Source organism: Enterococcus malodoratus, assembly GCF_027659535.1.
Lineage (GTDB): Bacteria > Bacillota > Bacilli > Lactobacillales > Enterococcaceae > Enterococcus_A > Enterococcus_A malodoratus.
Genome location: NZ_JAQDPG010000009.1, coordinates 1 through 18,136 on the forward strand (window position 1 = coordinate 1; position 18,136 = coordinate 18,136).

Genomic DNA, 18,136 nt, shown 5'->3' on the forward strand with positions numbered 1-18,136 from the left:
ATTCGTTCAGTTTTCAAAGGTCTACATTGTTTGTCGCTTTGTTTCAGCAACTTTTATATCATATCAGGTTTCTATTTAAAAGTCAACAACTTTTATTTAAAAATTTTTTGATAAAAAAACAAGTTTGCTTTCTGCTTTGTTCAAGCGACTTTATAAAAATACCACAAGATTTTTCATCCGTCAACAATTATCTTTAATTTTTTTCGAGATGCTTTACTCTCTTGGGAACATTTAATAATATAGCAATCTTCAAGCAGTAATGCAACTATTTTTTGAACATTTTTTTAATCTTTTTTATTTTTCGAACGTTCATTTAAAACTCCAAAATAACGTTCGATTTTAAAACAAAAATAACGCTATCTTGATCAATATTCTTTTCTATCTTTCGCATAAAAAAACAGCCGAGTTCTACTCGGCTGTCTTCTCTTCTACCATCGGGATGAAAATTCTAAAAATTGTTCCCTTCCCGACAGAGCTTTCTACACTAATGCTTCCTTTATAGCTCTCTAAAAGTTTATGAGCAATTGATAATCCCAACCCATTTCCGCCTTTTGTGCGGGCACGGGCTTTATCGACACGATAAAAGCGATTGAATACTTTATCAATATCTTCGTCCGGGATTCCTTCGCCAAAGTCTTGGATAGCTATCTCAAACTTATTGAGCGTGGAAGACACGGAAATGTGTACTTCTTTACGATCCGTAGAATATTTTACGGCATTGTCTAAAATGATGATCAATATTTGCTCTAGGTGATTGCGATAGATTTTCAGAATCTTCTCGCCATCTAGATCGTCATCCAACGTAAACGTAAATTCGGGATAGAGTAATTTAAAGTTATTGAATACTTGATACGTGACTTCTTTTGCTTTAGAGGTCTCATTGCCATAATAGACATCAACCTGCTCTGCACGAGATAGATCCAGCATCTCCTGAACTAGGCTCTTCATTCGGACAATTTCTTGCAAACTTGCTTGAATGGACTCATCCAAAATTTCGGGATCGTCTTTTCCCCAGCGGTTCAGCATATTCAGATGACCTTCAATAACCGCTACGGGTGTCCGCAGCTCATGCGAGACATCTTCAACAAATTGTTCTTGCTGTTCAATATACATTCGGATACGATCAATCACGTCATTAAAAATGACTGCTAAATCAGCCAATTCATCATTGGTGGTAATCTCAGGCACATGTACTTCTGCTTGCGGATCTTGCCGAATGATCTCCATCGTATCCCGTAAGATTTTGACAGGTTTTAAGAAATACGACGATAGTAAGAAGCCTAAAAAGCTGCTCAAGAGCAACGAAACGATCTCTAACACGATCAATGTCAGCAATAATTTACTGCGCATCTCGTAGAAATCAGAGAGCTCGTAAAATACTTGCGCATAACCGATCTTCTCACGAGTCTTCTTAGAATAAATCGGCTCCACTGATAAGAAGCCGTTCTTTTCATCGACTGTTACAATCGTTGGTTCTTTATGTTTTGTTTGGACTAAAGGCTGATAGCTCTTTTGTGTTTTAAAAATCAGCTTTTTGTCTAAGTTGTAGATATCTAAAGATAATTGCCGTTGTCCCAACTCTGAAACAAAGTCATCGATACGCATCATATTGCCTTCTAACGTCATGTTTTGATCATACATGGCATTATCTTGGCTGTCTGTCTCGGTCAAAGTCCGGTACGTATTCACCAAAGTTAGCTCCTCATCTGCATTTGCTAAACGAGAGGTTACCTCAGAGATCGTGCGTTCAACGTTCGTACGTTCTTTTGTTACGATCAGATTCACCGAAGACTTATACGTAATTACAGCAAAAATCGTAAATACGACGAATATAAAGAAAGAACTTGTAAAGGCCCACTTGATGGTAAGTGAGGGCCCTTTCAGTTCTCTTTGTTTCTTGATAAATTTTCTCATGAGCGCATAACGTACCCAGTACCGCGGACAGTTTGAATATAGCTGTCTTCGCCTGGTACATCGATTTTATTACGCAGGTAACGAATGTACACGTCCACAACGTTGGTCTCTACTTCTGTTTCGTAGCCCCAAACTTTGTTAAGTAAAACATCACGTGCAAGAACCACGTTAACATTTTCCATAAGTGTCAATAGTAATTCGTATTCACGTTTAGTCAACTCAATGATTTCGTTTCCGCGACGTACGACACGGTTTTCTTTTTCGATCGTTAAGTCACGATAAGTAATCGTTGTTTGTTTAGCGACATTTTTATCGCCTTCGATATCGATACGACGAAGTAAAGCACGTAAACGCGCCAACAATTCTTCAATCGCAAAAGGTTTCACGATATAGTCATCTGCACCATGATCCAAACCAGATACACGGTCAATCACTGAATCCCGTGCTGTCATCATGATGATTGGGGTATTTTTCACTTGGCGAACACGACGGCACACTTCTAAGCCATTTAACTCAGGAAGCATTAAATCAAGTAAGATTGCATCCCAGTCGCTTTCCAAAGCAGCTTCAAGTCCCGTTCTACCATTATAATGAACTTCTGTATCATAGCCTTCGTGCTTCAATTCTAGTTCGACAAAACGAGCTAGATTTTTCTCATCCTCAATGATCAGAATATTACTCATTTTTTTAGTTCCTTTCCATGTTGAATTTCATTAAACCTCTATCATTATAGGGCTAAACCTGTCAAAAAGCTATAGTTACTGTCACTAAATGTTATAAATAACCTTTGCTATTCTTCATGATACCAACTATAGTGATAAATTCCCTCTTTATCTGTCCGTTCATACGTGTGCGCACCGAAGTAATCACGTTGTGCTTGGATCAAGTTCGCTGGCAAACGTTCTGCACGGTAAGAATCATAATAAGTAATCGCAGATGAGAATGTTGGCACTGGTACGCCTGCTTGAACAGCGATAGCAACAACTTCACGTACAGCTTGTTGATACTTATCAGTGATTTCTTTGAAATAATCATCCAACATCAAGTTTGCTAGATCCGCGTCTTTTTCATACGCATCGGTAATCTTTTGTAAGAAACGCGCACGGATAATACAGCCAGCACGCCAAATCTTCGCGATTTCGCCAAATGGCAGATCCCAGCCGAATTCTTTTGAAGCGGCCCGTAATTCAGAGAAGCCTTGAGCATAGCTCATGATTTTACTGAAATAAAGTGCTTCGCGGATTTTTTCGATTAATTCTTGCTTATCTCCATCATATTTGTAAGGTGCTGGTCCGGCAAGAACTTTGCTTGCAGCCACACGTTCATCTTTATATGCAGAAATGAAACGAGCAAAAACAGATTCTGTAATCAGCGGCAATGGAACACCTAAGTCCAAAGCACTTTGTGACGTCCATTTCCCTGTTCCTTTATTTCCAGCAGCGTCTTTGATGACATCCACGATTGCTTTATCTGTGCCTTCGTCATCTTTACGTGTCAAGATATCCGCAGTGATTTCGATTAAGTAGCTGTCTAATTCTCCTTTGTTCCATTCAGCGAAAACATCCGCCATTTCATCAACGGACAATCCTAGCAAGTGCTGCATCAAATCATATGATTCTGCGATCAATTGCATATCGCCGTATTCGATTCCGTTATGGACCATTTTTACATAGTGTCCGGCACCGTTCGCGCCAATATATGTCACACAAGGTTCGCCGTCTTCAGCTTTCGCTGCGATTTGTTCAAAAATCGGTGCAACTAAGTCATAAGCTTCTTTTTGTCCGCCTGGCATCATTGAAGGACCTTCTAGAGCACCTTTTTCACCACCGGAAACCCCAGTACCAATAAAGTTGATACCTGAGTTCGCTAATTCTTCATTACGACGAATCGTATCTTTGAAGAAGGTATTTCCTCCATCAATCAAGATATCGCCTTTATCTAAATGTGGTAACAATGATTGAATCGTCGCATCTGTTGCAGGTCCTGCTTGCACCATCAACATGATGCGGCGAGGTTTCTCGATTGAATCAACGAATTCCTCGATTGAAAATGTTGCTTTTAAGTTGCGATCAGGATGTTCTGCTGCCACCGCTTCAGTTTTTGATCCAGTCCGATTGTACAAAGCCACTGAGTAGCCGCGGCTTTCGATATTCAAGGCTAGATTTTTCCCCATCACGGCCATACCTACGACGCCGAATTGTTGTTTTGACATATTTATCCTCCTAGTTCATGTTGATGTACTTATTCTCCCATAAGAAAAATAAGGTGGATTCTCACCACGTCTGACATTCTACGAATCACGCACACGCGTAAAGTAGAACGGTCATCCTAATTACTCAATACGTTTCTCATTATATCCTAAGAAAGTGAGAATGGAAAATGAATCGTATTTTTTTGTGAAAAGCTTTGGTAAAATCGTGCAGCCGTATCTGTCCCGCCGAATTTTTCCCAAGAAAAAAACCTCAAGACTCCATGGTTAGTCTTGAGGTTTTGACTTTCTCTATTAAAAAAGTGTTTATGCTTCTTTAGACATAACATCTTTTCCATCATAGTAGCCACAGTTGGCACATACGTGATGGCTCTTCTTCATTTCGCCACAGTTCGGACATTCGTTTAATCCTTTAATGGTCAATTTGTAGTGAGTACGACGTTTGTTCTTTTTAGCTTTTGATGTTTTTCTAGCTGGTACTGCCATTGGGTGTCACACCTCCTTGTAAAATGAAGTATCATTTACTGATACATTTTATTCCAATCTTACTTGTCATCCTCTGATTCATTGAACAGCTCGGATAATTTCGCAAGACGAGGATCAATTGTTTCAGCGGGTTCCTTTTTCTGCAAATACTCTTCTTCGCTTACGACTTCCCAATCGTTGCCTTTCGGTAAGTCTGTTGCGTGAAGTTCTTCTTCAGAAAAGACTTGCATCGGAATCGCCAATAAAATGTTATCTTCGATAGAATCTGTTAAGTCGATCGTATCATTGTCTAAGACAAGGATCTCTTCGTCTCGTTCTTCTTCCATTGAAGACCATTGCTCCCTTGTCATGAATACTTCGTCCACTGAAAGATCAAGTGGTAGATCAACTGGTTTTAAGGAGCGGGCTGAAGGAACAGTTACAATAGTTTTCAACCGATAATGTAAAATATATTCATTTTTTCCGACAGACAAGATTCCTTCTACAGTAACCGGAGCTACGGCTAAGACCTCATTGTCACGGGTTGTCAATGCGTCATTCACATCGATCGTTTCTGAAAAATTTAGTGCTTCTTCTTTATAGCGGCGCAATTCGCCAATCGACCATTTCATTATTCATCACCTCTAAGCAACAATCGCTATTATACAGGTGTAAAAATTCTTTGTCAATGAAATTTTCTTGACACCTTTAATGACTTTACAGACTCACCTAACTTTTGCTTGGTAAGACTAAAGTAATTCTAAATTACTTTCTAAATCCCAAACGATTTTAACAATCGGTGGCATGTAAAGTCAGTCAGATAAAAGCGTTATGGTGCGATTTTATAGATTTTGTTTTCTATCAAAAGCGGACTGCTGCGAACGTCACTCACAAAAAGTGTGTGGCAAATGATATGCCACACACAGAGTTTCAATCAGTATCGTTACATTGTAACAACCACTTTTTAAATCAAGCTTTAGATTGCTGTTGTTTGTCCACGGTAGACAATTCCACGACGAGGGTCAACGGTAACTAATTCACCATCAACAACTGTTGAAGTAGCATCTTTCGCGCCAACAACTACAGGGATATCTTGAGCGATCCCAACAACGGCAGCATGTGAAGTTAACCCGCCATCTTCAACGATCAAAGCAGCTGCTTTTTCGATTGCAGGCATATATTCTTTATCTGTTGTAGGAACAACTAGAACCATGCCGTCTTTCGCGTTTTTGATTGCTTCTTCAGCTGATTTAGCAACAACTGCATGAGCAACTACTGTTGATTCGCCAATACCTTGTGCTTGTAATAGTTTAGAACCGATCATTTGAACTTTCATAACGTTGGTTGTTCCACGTTCACCAACTGGTACACCAGCAGTGATCAAGATCAAGTCGCCTTCTTTAGCAAAGCCTAAGTCAACTGCTTTTTGGGCAGCTAAGTCGAACATGTCATCTGTTGTTGTTGGTTTTTCAGCAACAGTTGGGTATACACCCCAGTTAACCATCAAGCTGCGTTTTGTATTTTCATCAAATGTTACAGCCAAGATGTCAGCATCAGGACGGTATTTAGAGATCATACGGGCAGTATGGCCTGATTCAGTTGCTGCAACGATTGTTTTAACGCCTAAGTTTTTCGCAGCGCGAGCTACAGATAAACCGATTGTTTCAGTTACGTTTGATTTGTCGAATTCGTTGATTTGGAATGAACCTAATTCTGACAATGCAGATTCAGCTTCCATATCGATACGAGCCATTGTGCCTACAGCTTCTACTGGGTATTTACCGTTAGCAGATTCACCAGAAAGCATTGTAGCGTCTGTTCCGTCAAATACAGCGTTGGCAACGTCAGATGCTTCCGCACGTGTTGGACGTGGGTTTTCTTGCATTGATTCTAACATTTGAGTCGCTGTGATAACTGGTTTACCGGCGTAGTTACATTTCTTGATAATGCGTTTTTGAACCATAGGAACTAGTTCAGGCGCGATTTCAACACCCATGTCCCCACGAGCAATCATGATACCATCTGAAACTTTGATGATTTCGTCGATGTTATCGATTCCTTCTTGTGATTCGATTTTAGGGAAGATATGCACGTGTGTCATATTTTTTTCTTCAAGGATTTCACGGATTTCAAGAACGTCTTGTGCTTTACGAACAAAACTTGCTGCGATAAAGTTGATGTCGTTGTCTAAACCGAAACGGATATCGTCAGCATCTTTTTCAGTGATACCAGGTAAGTTGATTGAGATACCAGGAGCGTTAACACCTTTACGAGAACCTAGCATACCAGCATTTTTAACCAACATGATCAATTCGCGATTTGCTTCGTCTTTGTCAACGATTTCCATGTCGATCAAACCATCATCGAATAAGATATGTCCGCCGATATGAGCATCGTCGAATAAACCTGGGTAAGTTACAGCGATTTTTTCTTTGGTTCCTTTTAATTCAGAATCCATTGAAATGCGTGTTTCGTCGCCTACGTTAAATTCGATATAGCCTGCACGACCGTAGTCTGCTTCTGTAGTATCTTGAACAGTTGTACGGATTTCAGCACCTTTAGTGTCTAAAAGAATACCGACATCTTTACCAGTTTTTTCGACTGCTTCACGAACCATGTTCATACGTGTTAGTTGTTCTTCGTGGTCTCCGTGTGAGAAGTTGAAACGGAACACGTTAGCACCAGCTTCAATTAATTGAGAAATTGTTTCTACTGTGTTACTTGCTGGTCCTAATGTACTAACGATTTTGGTTTTTTTCATTACGTAATACGCTCCATTCTTGATTGTCTATAATATATAGTCTGCACTATTATTAACGAGATTAAAATGAGATTTGGTTGTTCAAATCATATAAAGTTAAATCAGGTTTATGTTTGTTGTTTTCCAAAGTATCAACGATGTCGGCTGCAGTGACTTCATTGTTTTCCATACCGATACATAATCCGCCTTTACCAGCTAACAATAAATCTACGGCATATGAACCGAATTTGCTTGCTAAAACACGGTCGCGTGCGCTTGGTGAACCACCGCGGACAACGTGACCCAATACACTGACACGTGTATGGAAGTCGCCGTATTCAGCTAATTTATCAGCGAATTCATTTCCGCCCATAACGCCTTCAGCAAGGATGATCAAGCAATGTTTCTTCCCGCGATCGCGGCCTGCTTGAATTTTCTTCGCAATTCTTTCCATATCGAATTCGTGTTCAGGGATGACGATTTCATCGGCACCGCCGGCAACACCAGACCATAAAGCGATATCGCCCGCGTTACGGCCCATTACTTCGATAACAAAAGTACGAACATGTGATGTTGCAGTATCGCGAATGCGGTCGACAGATTCTAAGACAGTGTTGATTGCTGTATCAAAGCCTACAGTAAAATCTGTTCCTGGAATATCATTATCAATCGTTCCTGGGATTCCGACAGCTGGATAGCCGTGTTTTGTCAATGCCATCGCACCATGGTAAGAACCATCGCCGCCGATGACTACTAATCCTTCGATACCAAATTTTTTCAATTGTTCGATCCCTTTTAATTGCCCTTCTTCAGTAGCAAATTCTGGGTAACGAGCTGAATATAAGAACGTACCGCCTCGTTGGATCTTGTCACCGACATCTGCAACGTCTAAACGACGAATGTCGCCAGCAACTAAACCAGCGAAACCATAATTGATGCCATAAACTTCCATGCCTTCAAAAATCGCTTTACGAACAACTGCACGAATAGCAGCGTTCATTCCTGGAGCGTCTCCTCCACTTGTTAAAATACCAATGCGTTTCATTTTCTCACCTCATAAATATTTTCAAAAAAACAGACATCGTCTAATTCATGGTACATTCTACCAAAAAACATCCCAAAAGTCTTGGGATGTCCACGGGAAAAGCCCGTATTTTGAAAAAAGTTTTTGAAAGTTACAAGAAATCATCTTATTACGACGTTTTGTTCGCCTAATATGTCACTTAAAGCATTTAACAAGGTGTCATTAACCCTCACCCAAAACTTTTTATCCAGCACAATCTTTCGCCGACTTTTCTCATAATAGATCACAACTGGGATTTTTCCTGGAGATAATTGAAGTCTTTCGGCAATTCCTTGCTGAATCTCCGATGTATCCTGTTCTGCTTGAACTCGTAAAAACAATGTTTTATCACTGACCTCGTCTTCGGCCGCCTGGGCTGGAGCCATCTCTTCGACTAATAATTGAATGGCTTGATCATATCGACTGCGTTCGACCTTCCCTTGAACGAGATAGACACTTTCCAGCTCAAGATCATTGCGTAAACGCCGATATGTCTGCGGAAAGATCGTTAGCGAGATATCGCCGCTTTGATCATTTCCAGTCAAGAACGCCATTTGCTCACCTTTCTTAGTTCTGATCTCTCGGATATCCTTTAAATAGAAGAGAATCTTCCCATGATTGCCAACAGTCAGCTCGGTTATCGGCTGCAAATCCTTCTGCTTCAATAATTTCGGGAAATTTTCCGTTGGATGCCCAGAAACATACAGACCAAGATACTGTTCTTCATAATTCAAACGTTCAGCTAAGGAGTAATCCTCCGAAGAGCGTTCCTTCAAGCTCATCATATCAAGCAAGGACATACTGCCGCCGCTGTATTGGACATTTTGGATCTTTCCTTCTAATCCATCAGCCAATTCCCGCCGATTCGAATGAAGCTCATCAAACGCACCAATAAAGATCAATGGCGCGATGTATTCATTCTTCAACCAGCGTGTTTCAATCCGCAGCAAGAATTGATCCAATGATTTAAAGGCCCCTTCTTCTTTGCGAGTGGTCAGAATATCACTAACAAAATCACGCCGCATTCCCTTGATCGCATCAAGTCCAAAACGAATCAAGTCCTTTTCTACTAGGGTGAAGCTATAACTGCTGCGGTTGATGTCCGGTGCCAATAGCTTTACTCCAGCGCGATTCGCTTCAGCGATATATTCCCGCAGCTTCTTCGGATCATTTCGTACTGACTGCATCAACGCCGTGTAAAACGCACCCGGGTAATGAACCTTCATATACGCCATTTGATACCCGACAAAACTATACGCAACCGAATGTGACCGGTTAAATCCATAATTTGCGAAGCGTTCGATGTAATCGTACACTTCTTCCGCACTCTTTTGACTGTGTCCGCGACCAACCGCACCACTGACAAAATGACGTCTTTCTTCATCTAATAAGTCTTTCTTCTTTTTACTGACCGCACGGCGCAGAATGTCCGCTTCGCCTAGACTAAAGCCTGCCATCTGAGCAGCCACCTGCATGATCTGTTCTTGGTAGACGATAAACCCATAGGTCGGCGCCAAAATCTGCTGAACAGAAACGTCAGGGTAAGTCACTTGCTCCTTGCCGTTTTTCCGCGCGATAAACTGATCAATGATCTGCATTGGACCCGGACGATACAGAGCATTTACTGCCACGATATCTTCAAATGATGTCGGATGAAGGTTCCGTAAAACCTTTCGAATGCCGGCAGATTCAAATTGGAAGACCCCGCTGGTTTCGCCTCGTTGGAACAAGGCCAGCGTTTCCGGATCATCTAATGGTACATTCTTTAAATCCAATTCTTCATGGTAAACTCGCCGAATGTTTTGCTGCGCATTATCAATAATCGACAGATTCCGCAATCCCAAGAAATCCATTTTCAACAAGCCAATCGCTTCAACATCGGTCATAGTAAACTGCGTCAATAGAATATCTTCGGAACCATTTTGCAATGGTACGACGCCAATCAAATTCACATCGCTGATTACCACCCCGCCTGCATGGGTGGAGACGTGCCTTGGTAAACCTTCCAAAGTCAAAGCTGTTTGGAATAGCAAATTGCTGCGCTCATCATGAGCTACTAAGCGTTTCAACGGTTCAGACTTATCGTAAGCCTCCCGTAAAGTAATCTTCAATTGACTAGGAATTGCTTTTGACCAGCGATTCGCTTCACTTTGTGATAGGCCAAAGACACGACCAACGTCCCGTAAGACCATTTTCGCAGCCATCGTACCAAACGTCGCGATTTGCGAAACATGGAAATGACCGTATTTCTCATGAACATAATGCAAGACCTGATTCCGGCGATTATCCGGAATATCCAAATCGATATCGGGCATACTGTTTCGTTCAGGATTCAAGAACCGTTCAAACAATAAATTGTATTTAATCGGATCAACGTCCGTGATACTCAGAACATAAGCAACCAGCGATCCAGCCGCCGAACCACGACCGGCACCAGAGACGATTTTGCTGCGATGAACATAATCCATCACATCCCAGACAATCAGAAAATAATCATCAAAGCCCATGTTATGAATGATCTTCAACTCACGGGTCAAGCGCTGCTTGTATTCCTCAGTAACCTCCGTGATTCGTTCCGGCAACTTTTTCCAGCAAAGCTCCTGCAGATAAGCATCGGCCGTTTGCTGTGATGGTAATGGATAATGCGGCAGCAGCTTTTGATGCAGCGGCAAGTCAAATTGGCAGCTCTCTGCCAGTCGCTGAGCGTTTGCCAAAGCTTCTTCATCCTCAAACCCAGCAGTCAATTCTTGTCTCTCAACTAAGTAATTATCTCCCAGCTGATTGGTTAATTCTTCTCTAGGTAGTTGACTGCCGTTTTGAATGTGATTCATGACCTTGATAGCAAACGCTTGGGTCGCTTCCAAACAAGCCACTTCATGAATCGCGATTTTCGGTAGAGAATCCGGTAAAATCGAGGTTTGCGTTGCAGGAGAGACCCCTAGATAGAACTCGCCATCAATAATTTCTATGACTTTTGGTACGATCGTTTCAAGCGGATCATACAAATCATCCACTGGCAAAACGGTCACCAGATTTTTTGCATCTATTTTATAGTCTGCTAACGACAGCGGTTTTTCCGCCATCATGCGGGTACTAGACAAGCGCATCAACTCTTGATATCCGGCGACATTTTGGGCATAAAACAAAATTTTCTCAGTCGCTTCCTCCACATAAAAATCCAATTCCAAGCCGATGATGCCGATCATTTGATTTTTTTGACACGCTTGAAAAAATTCTACCGCGCCATATAAAACATTCTCATCAGTAATCGCGATAGCCGAGTAGCCACGCGCCTTCGCTGATTCCACATATTCTTTAATCGTTAAGGTGCTTTTCAATAATGAATAGGAAGTTTTCGTATAAAGTTGTGGTAAATTCATGATATCCTCCTACTTCGTAATATGGTATTTATTTTTCTCTTAGGAAAAATAAGTTTGATGCTCAGCACGTATATCATTCCGCTACAATTTACGGTTTCATAATACTGCGAAAAGCGGAACTGACATCCTACTTCGTAATATAGTATTTATTTTTCTCTTAGGAAAAATAAGTTCGATGCTCAGCACGTATATCATTCCGCTACAATTTACGGTTTCATAATACTGCGAAAAGCGGAACTGACATCCTACTTCGTAATATAGTATTCATTTTTCTCTTAGGAAAAATAAGTTTGATGCTCGATAAGTATATGTATAATATATCTCTGAGTGCATTGTATCCTATCACTCAGACAGCTTGCTCGTAAAGTCTGAATTTCTCTCAATTTGAAAATACAAAAGAGTTGCGTCTGCCGACCGTTCTGCTAGTTAAACTGTCTATTGATATAGTTATAATTTGCCCGGTACGTTCACTCAAAATCCTATCAAAAGAATAGCTGACAAAACTTGCAGGACTTTTCTTTACATTTTCAAAAAAAATGCTAAACTGTACCTAAATAATGTTGCGAAAAGAGGTGCTCTTGATGAAATATATAGTGACACTATTTTGGGCTTTCGCAATTGGACAAGCCGTTTGTTATTTAGGCGGTGCCTTGCAAAGTGGTACTTATAACTTCGAATTATCTACGATTATTTCACTAATTGTTGGAGTTATCGCGATTATCGCGGTGCGTTTTATCTCACCAAAAAAAGCCGAAGCATAGACAAAACCAGTTACTTTATTGTAACTGGTTTTTTGTTTTTTTCATAGCTTGAAACGGCAACCTGAATAAGGTCAATTCGATTCATGAGAAACCCCAGTACTCTAAAAGAATAGAAACTTCCTCCAATAGTATCCTTACACCTTTTATGCTACAACATTTCCGAGATCTTAGCTCTATTTGATATTAAGCAGGACATAATTAAAAGACTGCCCGATTATTAGACAGCCTTATAAATCCAACAATTCTAGATCTTCGTTTTCGTCAACAGCAGCTTCCGGAAATTAAACGTACTCAAAATAATATTCCCAAAGACACAAGCACTGGTTACTAGGAATACGGCCGGATAGCCCATCGTATGCGCAACAGTCGAACCGAGCATCGGCCCGATGACTTGTCCAAAGTTATTAAACATTTGATTATAGCTGAAAATACGACTAACACCTTCTGGCGGACTAATTTTACTAATGAGTGTATTGATCGACGGCATCAAGGCGCCGGTCGAGAAGCCTAAGAAGAAACGCAGCAGTCCTAATTGAAACGGAGTTTTTACAAAGGCCATCGGAATGAAACAAAACAGTGATAAGACCAAACCTGCTAATAGAACCTTATGATTGCCGATCCGGTCACCGATTTTTCCTAATGTCGGTGAAGAAGCAATCGCCGAAACTCCTGCGATTGAAACAATAAAACCGCTGATGACTAAAGCATTGCTGCTGGAACCGCTCAAATCACGGATATAAAGCGTCAGGATTGGACTAATACTCGTCACACCCACTTGCAGAATCAGCGAGCTAATGAATAATCCAACTAAAATCGGCATATAGTTGATTCGTTTACGCAGTTCGGCCATGCTGATCACATCTTGTTTCTCGATTGGTTCGAAATCTTCCTTCACCATAAAGAAGGTTAAAAATGTACAAATTAATAAAATAATTCCAGTGATGATGAAGACATTTCGCAACCCGAACCATTGAGCCAGCAGTCCGCCGATCAACGGACCAATCAAGTTTCCGGCGACCCCGCCAGTAGCAAGCGTACCTAACGCCCACCCGCTTTTTTGTTTCGGTGCCTGTGAGGCTATCAGCGCCGTCGCATTCGGCATGTAACCTGACAAAACACCGGTCATGAACCGCATGATCAATAACCAATAGACATTCGGGACAAACGCCAGCGACCCCATCGTAATCGTCATACCGGCGGCCGCACGGATCATCATCAGCCTTCGTCCTTTTCGATCCGCGAGATTTCCCCACAATGGCGAAACGATCGCGGCTGCAAAGGCAGTCACAGAGATTGCCAGCCCTGAAAATAATTCTACCTGAGATTTAGGTGTCCCCAACTGTTCAATGTAGACTGGCAAAAAAGGCATCACCAAGCTGAAGCTCGCGCCAGTAAAAAAACAACCGATCCATGAAATCAATAGATTTCTGCGCCAATTGATTTTCATCTCCCTTAATCCCCTTTCAACAACAATTCTTATCTATATACTATAGCAGAATCTATCAGAAAAAACTTTTGAGTGCCCTCAGATAGTGTGAGTAATCTCTAAAAATTTCATCTTTTTTAGGCGCTACAGTTGCGTTTTTTGATGATTATGCTAGACTGAAACAAATCGAAATGAGGAGTTTTTATGAAAAAATTAATCGCCATTGATTTAGATGGAACAACACTGAATCAAGATTCAAAAATTACTGATAAAACAGCAAAAACTTTGCGCCGAGCGGTTGAAGATGGCCATTCTGTAGTGATTGCCACTGGACGCCCTTACCGCATGAGCAAAAACTTTTATCAAGAATTACAATTGACGACGCCGATGATTAATTTTAACGGCGCGCTTGTCCACCTTCCCGGGAAGGTGTGGGCAGGAGAAGAAGAAACATCGTTTAATCGCAAAATCGTGTTTGATTTGATGGCGGAAAAGAAAAATCTGAAATTGGATTTTATCGCCGCAGAAAATCGCGAAACCTTTTTTATTGATGATTTGAATTTCTTTGATCAACATTTCTTCTCTAGTGACTTTGCCACCGATGAAAATTTGTTGACCGTTAATACATTACGGACAAATCCAACTTCGGTCTTATTGCGCAGCCAGCCTGAAAATGTCGGCAGTGTTTCTGAAGAATTGAAACAGCAATTTGGACAAGAAGTAGAAGTCAATACATGGGGCGGACCTAATCCGATCCTAGAAGTTGTCGCAAAAGGGATCCAAAAAGCCCACGGGCTAAAACGGGTTATCGATAATTTTAATCTAAAAAGTGAAGATATCATCGCGTTCGGTGACGAACATAACGATGTTGACATGCTGAAATTTGCCGGTTGGGGTGTTGCGATGGCGAATGGGACTGATCAAGTAAAATCAGTTGCCAACGACATCACTGAAAAGCCGAATACCGAAGACGGTATGGCGGATTATCTAACCAAATATCTAGACTTATAGAAAGCTGCGGGTTTGAATCAACTTGATTCTCCCACAGCTTTTTTTATTTTCCTGCTAACTCCAACGCCTTCTCTGCAAAACGCTGGCCAAATATCTCAAACATCGCTTTTGATTCTTCAAAATGATTTCCTACCGCATCCAATGCCACAGGACCATGATGAATAAATGGCTGACCAAAAGCCGAACCGCCCGAATAAACCAGCATCCCCTTCACCAGCAAGATACCCAACATAGAAAGAATCGCACTGTCACTTCCACCTTGCGCGTAATGGGCTGTCGCAAATCCGCCGCCCAATTTACCAGCCAATGAAAGATCACCGCTTTCTTCTAACAACCATTGCGTGATACGCCAATGACTCGTCGCCATATACGTTGGTGAACCAAAAACTATTCCCGTGCACTCAGATAAAAACGCCTTATCCATCGGTTCATCTACCGAGAAGAGATGCACCTCACCACCAGCACGCTCCATTCCCTTTGCGATAACCTCCGCCATTTCTTTCGTCTGCCCAGTCTTACTAAAGTAAATGATCGCTAATTTCATTTGCCCCGCTCCTTTAGCTCTTTTCTTTGATAGTACGCCTTTGTAAGCGGAAATTTCAATAGAAAATAAACATAGTGTTTTCCCAATAATTTTGCCTGCAAAAAGCGATCGTTTTAACCGATCGCCTCAATACTGCTTACATACAGTTCACTCTAAATCTCTTTTATAAAATTGACAACTCTCTAACCAAAAAAAGAAGCTCGAAAGCTTCTCTTATTTCACTACCGTATATTCATCAATTGTTTTACCATCTTTATCTTTCAACACGAGCCAGCCATTAGTCCCAGCATAATATAGAAAAATACCGATCTCGTTGACACTCTTTAAAACAATATCTTCCGTTGTTGTAAGATCTGAAATCTTATCCGCATGATCCGCACGTAATTTTTCCGTTAGTCGCGCACTGAATCCGATCGATCCGTCCTTGTTCAACGGCATTTCCTGTTTCAGTTTCGCACCAGCCTTCAGAACCATTTCGTTGCGTTTCTGCCAGATAACCTCACCTTTTGAATCGTTGTAATCAATATAGAACGGGATCTCACTGACCTGCTTGTTCCAGCGATGCTGCGCCTTCGCAGGTTTTGCTTTGACCTTTTCATTCTCATAACCAAACGTGGCCAGAATCTCAAACAACTCTTTCTGATAATTTTCTACTACTGGAAAATAATTCGCAGCAATTTTTTGCGACTCAAACAACCCGCTTGTTTTCAGCGCGTTATCTTGCCAAACATTCAACATTTGCTGCGCCAAAATCTGTCCCTCAATGTCCCACGGTACACTGATCGTCACTAGACTATCGGCTTCTTTCAAGACCTTCTTATCGATTTTTTGACCGTAGTCAATCGCCTGTGCTTCCCGACCCTTGAAGTACAGCAAAAGTTCATCCTCAGTCAACACTGGGATCTTTTTCAACTCCCGATAGATCGCAATTGCTCCCTGATCGTCAAACTGAATCGTCGTTCTCTTTTTATCTATTTCAACCGCTAATTTAATCATCGTTTTCCCCTCGACTCTTTTTTTCTTAAGCTTATAGAAAAAGCATTTTAGAGTCGAATAATATGTCTCAAATGATTGAATTTGCGCGTTAAAGTATTCTTTCTTCAAGAATAACCATCCAGTTCATTCCTCACCAAATAGACCACTACTGTAGCGGATCAAAAGATTGCTAGATAAAAGGAGTAATAATCATAGGTCCAGCTCATACCAACGTTGGATTTTTGATGAGATGGAAACCTCTGTTTATTCTCGTTTTCTGATACGATCCAGTAGCCGCCAGCGTTTTCTTTTCGCTTCAAGCGGAGAAGTAGTGATTTCAGGCGGTTCTGCTCGGCCTTCCTTCAATCTTTCTGTCAAAACGAGTGTCGCCGGTTCTTCGTTGTCCTCGATTTGAACGTTTTCCAATGTGTAGTCATCTGGTAGGCAAGCCGTGATCACTGTCATTGCCTGACTTTCCGTCATTTTCCGCAGATTGATCCCTTCTGGTAATCTGACTCTTTGAATCAAGCTGCCCGGTTCTGGAATTTCCATAGTGATTCTTAAGTCTTCCGGAATCCGTACATTCTGTAGTTCTTTTATTGCCTGGACAGGGGCTTGTTCCTGTGTACTTGGTTTTTCTGATGCTATTTGAACAGCCGCTTTTTTCGGGCTTGATTGACTATCGTCAAAAATCGTCGTTTCGATCTTTTCAATCAATTTCGCATGGCGCAACTTTTTGAATAAGCCTACGCCATCCTTTTCAAACAAGGTCAATTTAGTCAGCTTGTTTAACGATGCCTTGATTTCTTCCGCGGATTTCGTTGTATCAAAATCCTTCAAGCGCAAATACTGCTTTCTTCCGTTGCTTTTTTCAAATTCTGCCTCTAAAGTTTTCATTTTCTCATTCCTTTCGTCTTAAATTTCTTATCGATTATTCTCCGTTGTTCGTCGTCATGAGCCGACTAACCCTGCCAACGGTTCTTTGATAAATTGTGTATATAATGTTTTCAGCTTCTCAGCGATATAAGTTTTAGCGGGAAATAATTTGATTAGCAATAAACGCCATTCTTTCTTCTCGAAATATTCCGCGAAGAAAATATAATAGCGGCGCAAAGCAGCGTTTGATCGGGTTCTTAAAAAGATATGTTGAACCAAGTTCGCCAGCATGTAAGAAAAGTCCTCTTCGCACAATTCTTCTCTCACTTGAAGCGCTACCAACATTTCGATCGCGCCATTGCCGTCATTGGTTGTTCGATAATAATTTTTGATTCTCTTTTCTAGCGTTTTGCGCTTTAGATTAAATAGCTGTCTGCGGCTTAATCCGTGATCCTCCACGTGTATCCCTCCCTTATTTGATTTTATTTAACGTAACTTTTGCTCATCATGATAATACAAAGCAGCTTTCTGTTTATGTCAAAAATATCCATCACTTTGTAACCGTTCCCAAAACAAACATAAACTACTGGATTCAAAAGTGCTACTTCAGCTTTTTTAAAATAATTTAAAAATAGTAATCGTTCTTTATTAATAAAGCTAGAGTCCGTATAAAATAATTTTTATCGGCCATTAAAAACGCTAGATAATTTGTCAGATTGTCGTAAAATGAACGTCTCTTTTATGTTTAATTGACCACTAATACAATTGGACC

The 18,136-nt window shown here is 41.0% G+C and carries 15 protein-coding genes; 2 read left to right on the top strand and 13 right to left on the bottom strand.

Going from position 1 to position 18,136, the window contains the following annotated elements; genetic code table 11:
* Positions 1-408: 408 nt before the first annotated feature.
* The 8 genes from PGP85_RS14485 to PGP85_RS14520 form a co-directional block, all read right to left on the bottom strand.
* Positions 409-1,914, bottom strand: coding sequence for a HAMP domain-containing sensor histidine kinase (locus PGP85_RS14485; RefSeq protein ID WP_270328193.1), 1,506 nt, complete (start codon positions 1,912-1,914; stop codon positions 409-411).
* A complete protein-coding gene (locus tag PGP85_RS14490; protein ID WP_010740068.1) occupies positions 1,911-2,597 on the bottom strand; it encodes a response regulator transcription factor in 687 nt (228 codons plus the stop codon). Before PGP85_RS14490 ends, PGP85_RS14485 begins: the two co-directional genes overlap by 4 nt.
* A gap of 107 nt (positions 2,598-2,704) precedes the next feature.
* Positions 2,705-4,126, bottom strand: a complete 1,422-nt coding sequence (gndA, locus tag PGP85_RS14495) for an NADP-dependent phosphogluconate dehydrogenase (RefSeq protein WP_010740069.1) — start codon at positions 4,124-4,126, stop codon at positions 2,705-2,707.
* A gap of 303 nt (positions 4,127-4,429) precedes the next feature.
* Positions 4,430-4,609 carry a 50S ribosomal protein L32 gene (gene rpmF / locus PGP85_RS14500; protein ID WP_010740070.1) on the bottom strand — a complete coding sequence of 60 codons (180 nt, stop codon included), beginning with the start codon at positions 4,607-4,609 and terminating at the stop codon, positions 4,430-4,432.
* Positions 4,610-4,668: 59 nt separating this feature from the next.
* Entirely contained in the window at positions 4,669-5,220 is a 552-nt protein-coding gene (locus PGP85_RS14505) for a YceD family protein (RefSeq protein ID WP_010740071.1), read from the bottom strand.
* 344 nt (positions 5,221-5,564) lie between these two features.
* Entirely contained in the window at positions 5,565-7,349 is a 1,785-nt protein-coding gene (gene pyk, locus PGP85_RS14510; RefSeq protein ID WP_178982264.1) for a pyruvate kinase, read from the bottom strand.
* A gap of 61 nt (positions 7,350-7,410) precedes the next feature.
* Positions 7,411-8,373, bottom strand: a complete 963-nt coding sequence (gene pfkA, locus PGP85_RS14515) for a 6-phosphofructokinase (protein ID WP_010740073.1) — start codon at positions 8,371-8,373, stop codon at positions 7,411-7,413.
* 140 nt (positions 8,374-8,513) lie between these two features.
* Positions 8,514-11,771: a DNA polymerase III subunit alpha gene (locus PGP85_RS14520; protein WP_270328196.1), complete on the bottom strand. Its 3,258-nt coding sequence runs from the start codon at positions 11,769-11,771 to the stop codon at positions 8,514-8,516.
* 581 nt (positions 11,772-12,352) lie between these two features.
* On the opposite strand from PGP85_RS14520, the gene PGP85_RS14525 reads away from it, so the two are divergent.
* Positions 12,353-12,532 carry a YjzD family protein gene (locus PGP85_RS14525; protein WP_010740075.1) on the top strand — a complete coding sequence of 60 codons (180 nt, stop codon included), beginning with the start codon at positions 12,353-12,355 and terminating at the stop codon, positions 12,530-12,532.
* A 244-nt stretch (positions 12,533-12,776) separates the two neighbouring features.
* Here PGP85_RS14525 and PGP85_RS14530 read toward each other — a convergent pair whose 3' ends face one another.
* Complete coding sequence (locus PGP85_RS14530) at positions 12,777-13,979, bottom strand: multidrug efflux MFS transporter (protein WP_010740076.1); 1,203 nt, start codon at positions 13,977-13,979, stop codon at positions 12,777-12,779.
* A 183-nt stretch (positions 13,980-14,162) separates the two neighbouring features.
* Between PGP85_RS14530 and PGP85_RS14535 the strand changes: the two genes are divergently transcribed.
* Complete coding sequence (locus PGP85_RS14535) at positions 14,163-14,969, top strand: Cof-type HAD-IIB family hydrolase (protein ID WP_178982260.1); 807 nt, start codon at positions 14,163-14,165, stop codon at positions 14,967-14,969.
* 43 nt (positions 14,970-15,012) lie between these two features.
* Here the strand turns inward: PGP85_RS14535 and PGP85_RS14540 are convergent, their stop codons facing one another.
* From PGP85_RS14540 to PGP85_RS14555, 4 genes are all read right to left on the bottom strand, one after another.
* Entirely contained in the window at positions 15,013-15,513 is a 501-nt protein-coding gene (locus PGP85_RS14540; protein WP_251867828.1) for a flavodoxin family protein, read from the bottom strand.
* A gap of 213 nt (positions 15,514-15,726) precedes the next feature.
* A complete protein-coding gene (locus PGP85_RS14545; protein ID WP_270328203.1) occupies positions 15,727-16,509 on the bottom strand; it encodes a hypothetical protein in 783 nt (260 codons plus the stop codon).
* Between the two features lie 243 nt (positions 16,510-16,752).
* Positions 16,753-17,385: a DUF2922 family protein gene (locus PGP85_RS14550; protein ID WP_270328205.1), complete on the bottom strand. Its 633-nt coding sequence runs from the start codon at positions 17,383-17,385 to the stop codon at positions 16,753-16,755.
* A gap of 54 nt (positions 17,386-17,439) precedes the next feature.
* Positions 17,440-17,823 (bottom strand): hypothetical protein, encoded by a 384-nt coding sequence (locus PGP85_RS14555; protein WP_010740081.1) that lies wholly within the window; start codon positions 17,821-17,823, stop codon positions 17,440-17,442.
* Positions 17,824-18,136: the final 313 nt, after the last annotated feature.

Bases quoted from the DNA above. Each gene is read 5' to 3' on its own strand.
- PGP85_RS14485 (WP_270328193.1), bottom strand. From the start codon at position 1,914: ATGAGAAAATTTATCAAGAAACAAAGAGAACTGAAAGGGCCCTCACTT.
- PGP85_RS14550 (WP_270328205.1), bottom strand. From the start codon at position 17,385: ATGAAAACTTTAGAGGCAGAATTTGAAAAAAGCAACGGAAGAAAGCAG.
- PGP85_RS14505 (WP_010740071.1), bottom strand. From the start codon at position 5,220: ATGAAATGGTCGATTGGCGAATTGCGCCGCTATAAAGAAGAAGCACTA.
- pyk (WP_178982264.1), bottom strand. From the start codon at position 7,349: ATGAAAAAAACCAAAATCGTTAGTACATTAGGACCAGCAAGTAACACA.
- rpmF (WP_010740070.1), bottom strand. From the start codon at position 4,609: ATGGCAGTACCAGCTAGAAAAACATCAAAAGCTAAAAAGAACAAACGT.
- PGP85_RS14520 (WP_270328196.1), bottom strand. From the start codon at position 11,771: ATGAATTTACCACAACTTTATACGAAAACTTCCTATTCATTATTGAAA.
- pfkA (WP_010740073.1), bottom strand. From the start codon at position 8,373: ATGAAACGCATTGGTATTTTAACAAGTGGAGGAGACGCTCCAGGAATG.
- PGP85_RS14490 (WP_010740068.1), bottom strand. From the start codon at position 2,597: ATGAGTAATATTCTGATCATTGAGGATGAGAAAAATCTAGCTCGTTTT.
- PGP85_RS14540 (WP_251867828.1), bottom strand. From the start codon at position 15,513: ATGAAATTAGCGATCATTTACTTTAGTAAGACTGGGCAGACGAAAGAA.
- PGP85_RS14525 (WP_010740075.1), top strand. From the start codon at position 12,353: ATGAAATATATAGTGACACTATTTTGGGCTTTCGCAATTGGACAAGCC.
- PGP85_RS14530 (WP_010740076.1), bottom strand. From the start codon at position 13,979: ATGAAAATCAATTGGCGCAGAAATCTATTGATTTCATGGATCGGTTGT.
- PGP85_RS14535 (WP_178982260.1), top strand. From the start codon at position 14,163: ATGAAAAAATTAATCGCCATTGATTTAGATGGAACAACACTGAATCAA.
- PGP85_RS14545 (WP_270328203.1), bottom strand. From the start codon at position 16,509: ATGATTAAATTAGCGGTTGAAATAGATAAAAAGAGAACGACGATTCAG.
- gndA (WP_010740069.1), bottom strand. From the start codon at position 4,126: ATGTCAAAACAACAATTCGGCGTCGTAGGTATGGCCGTGATGGGGAAA.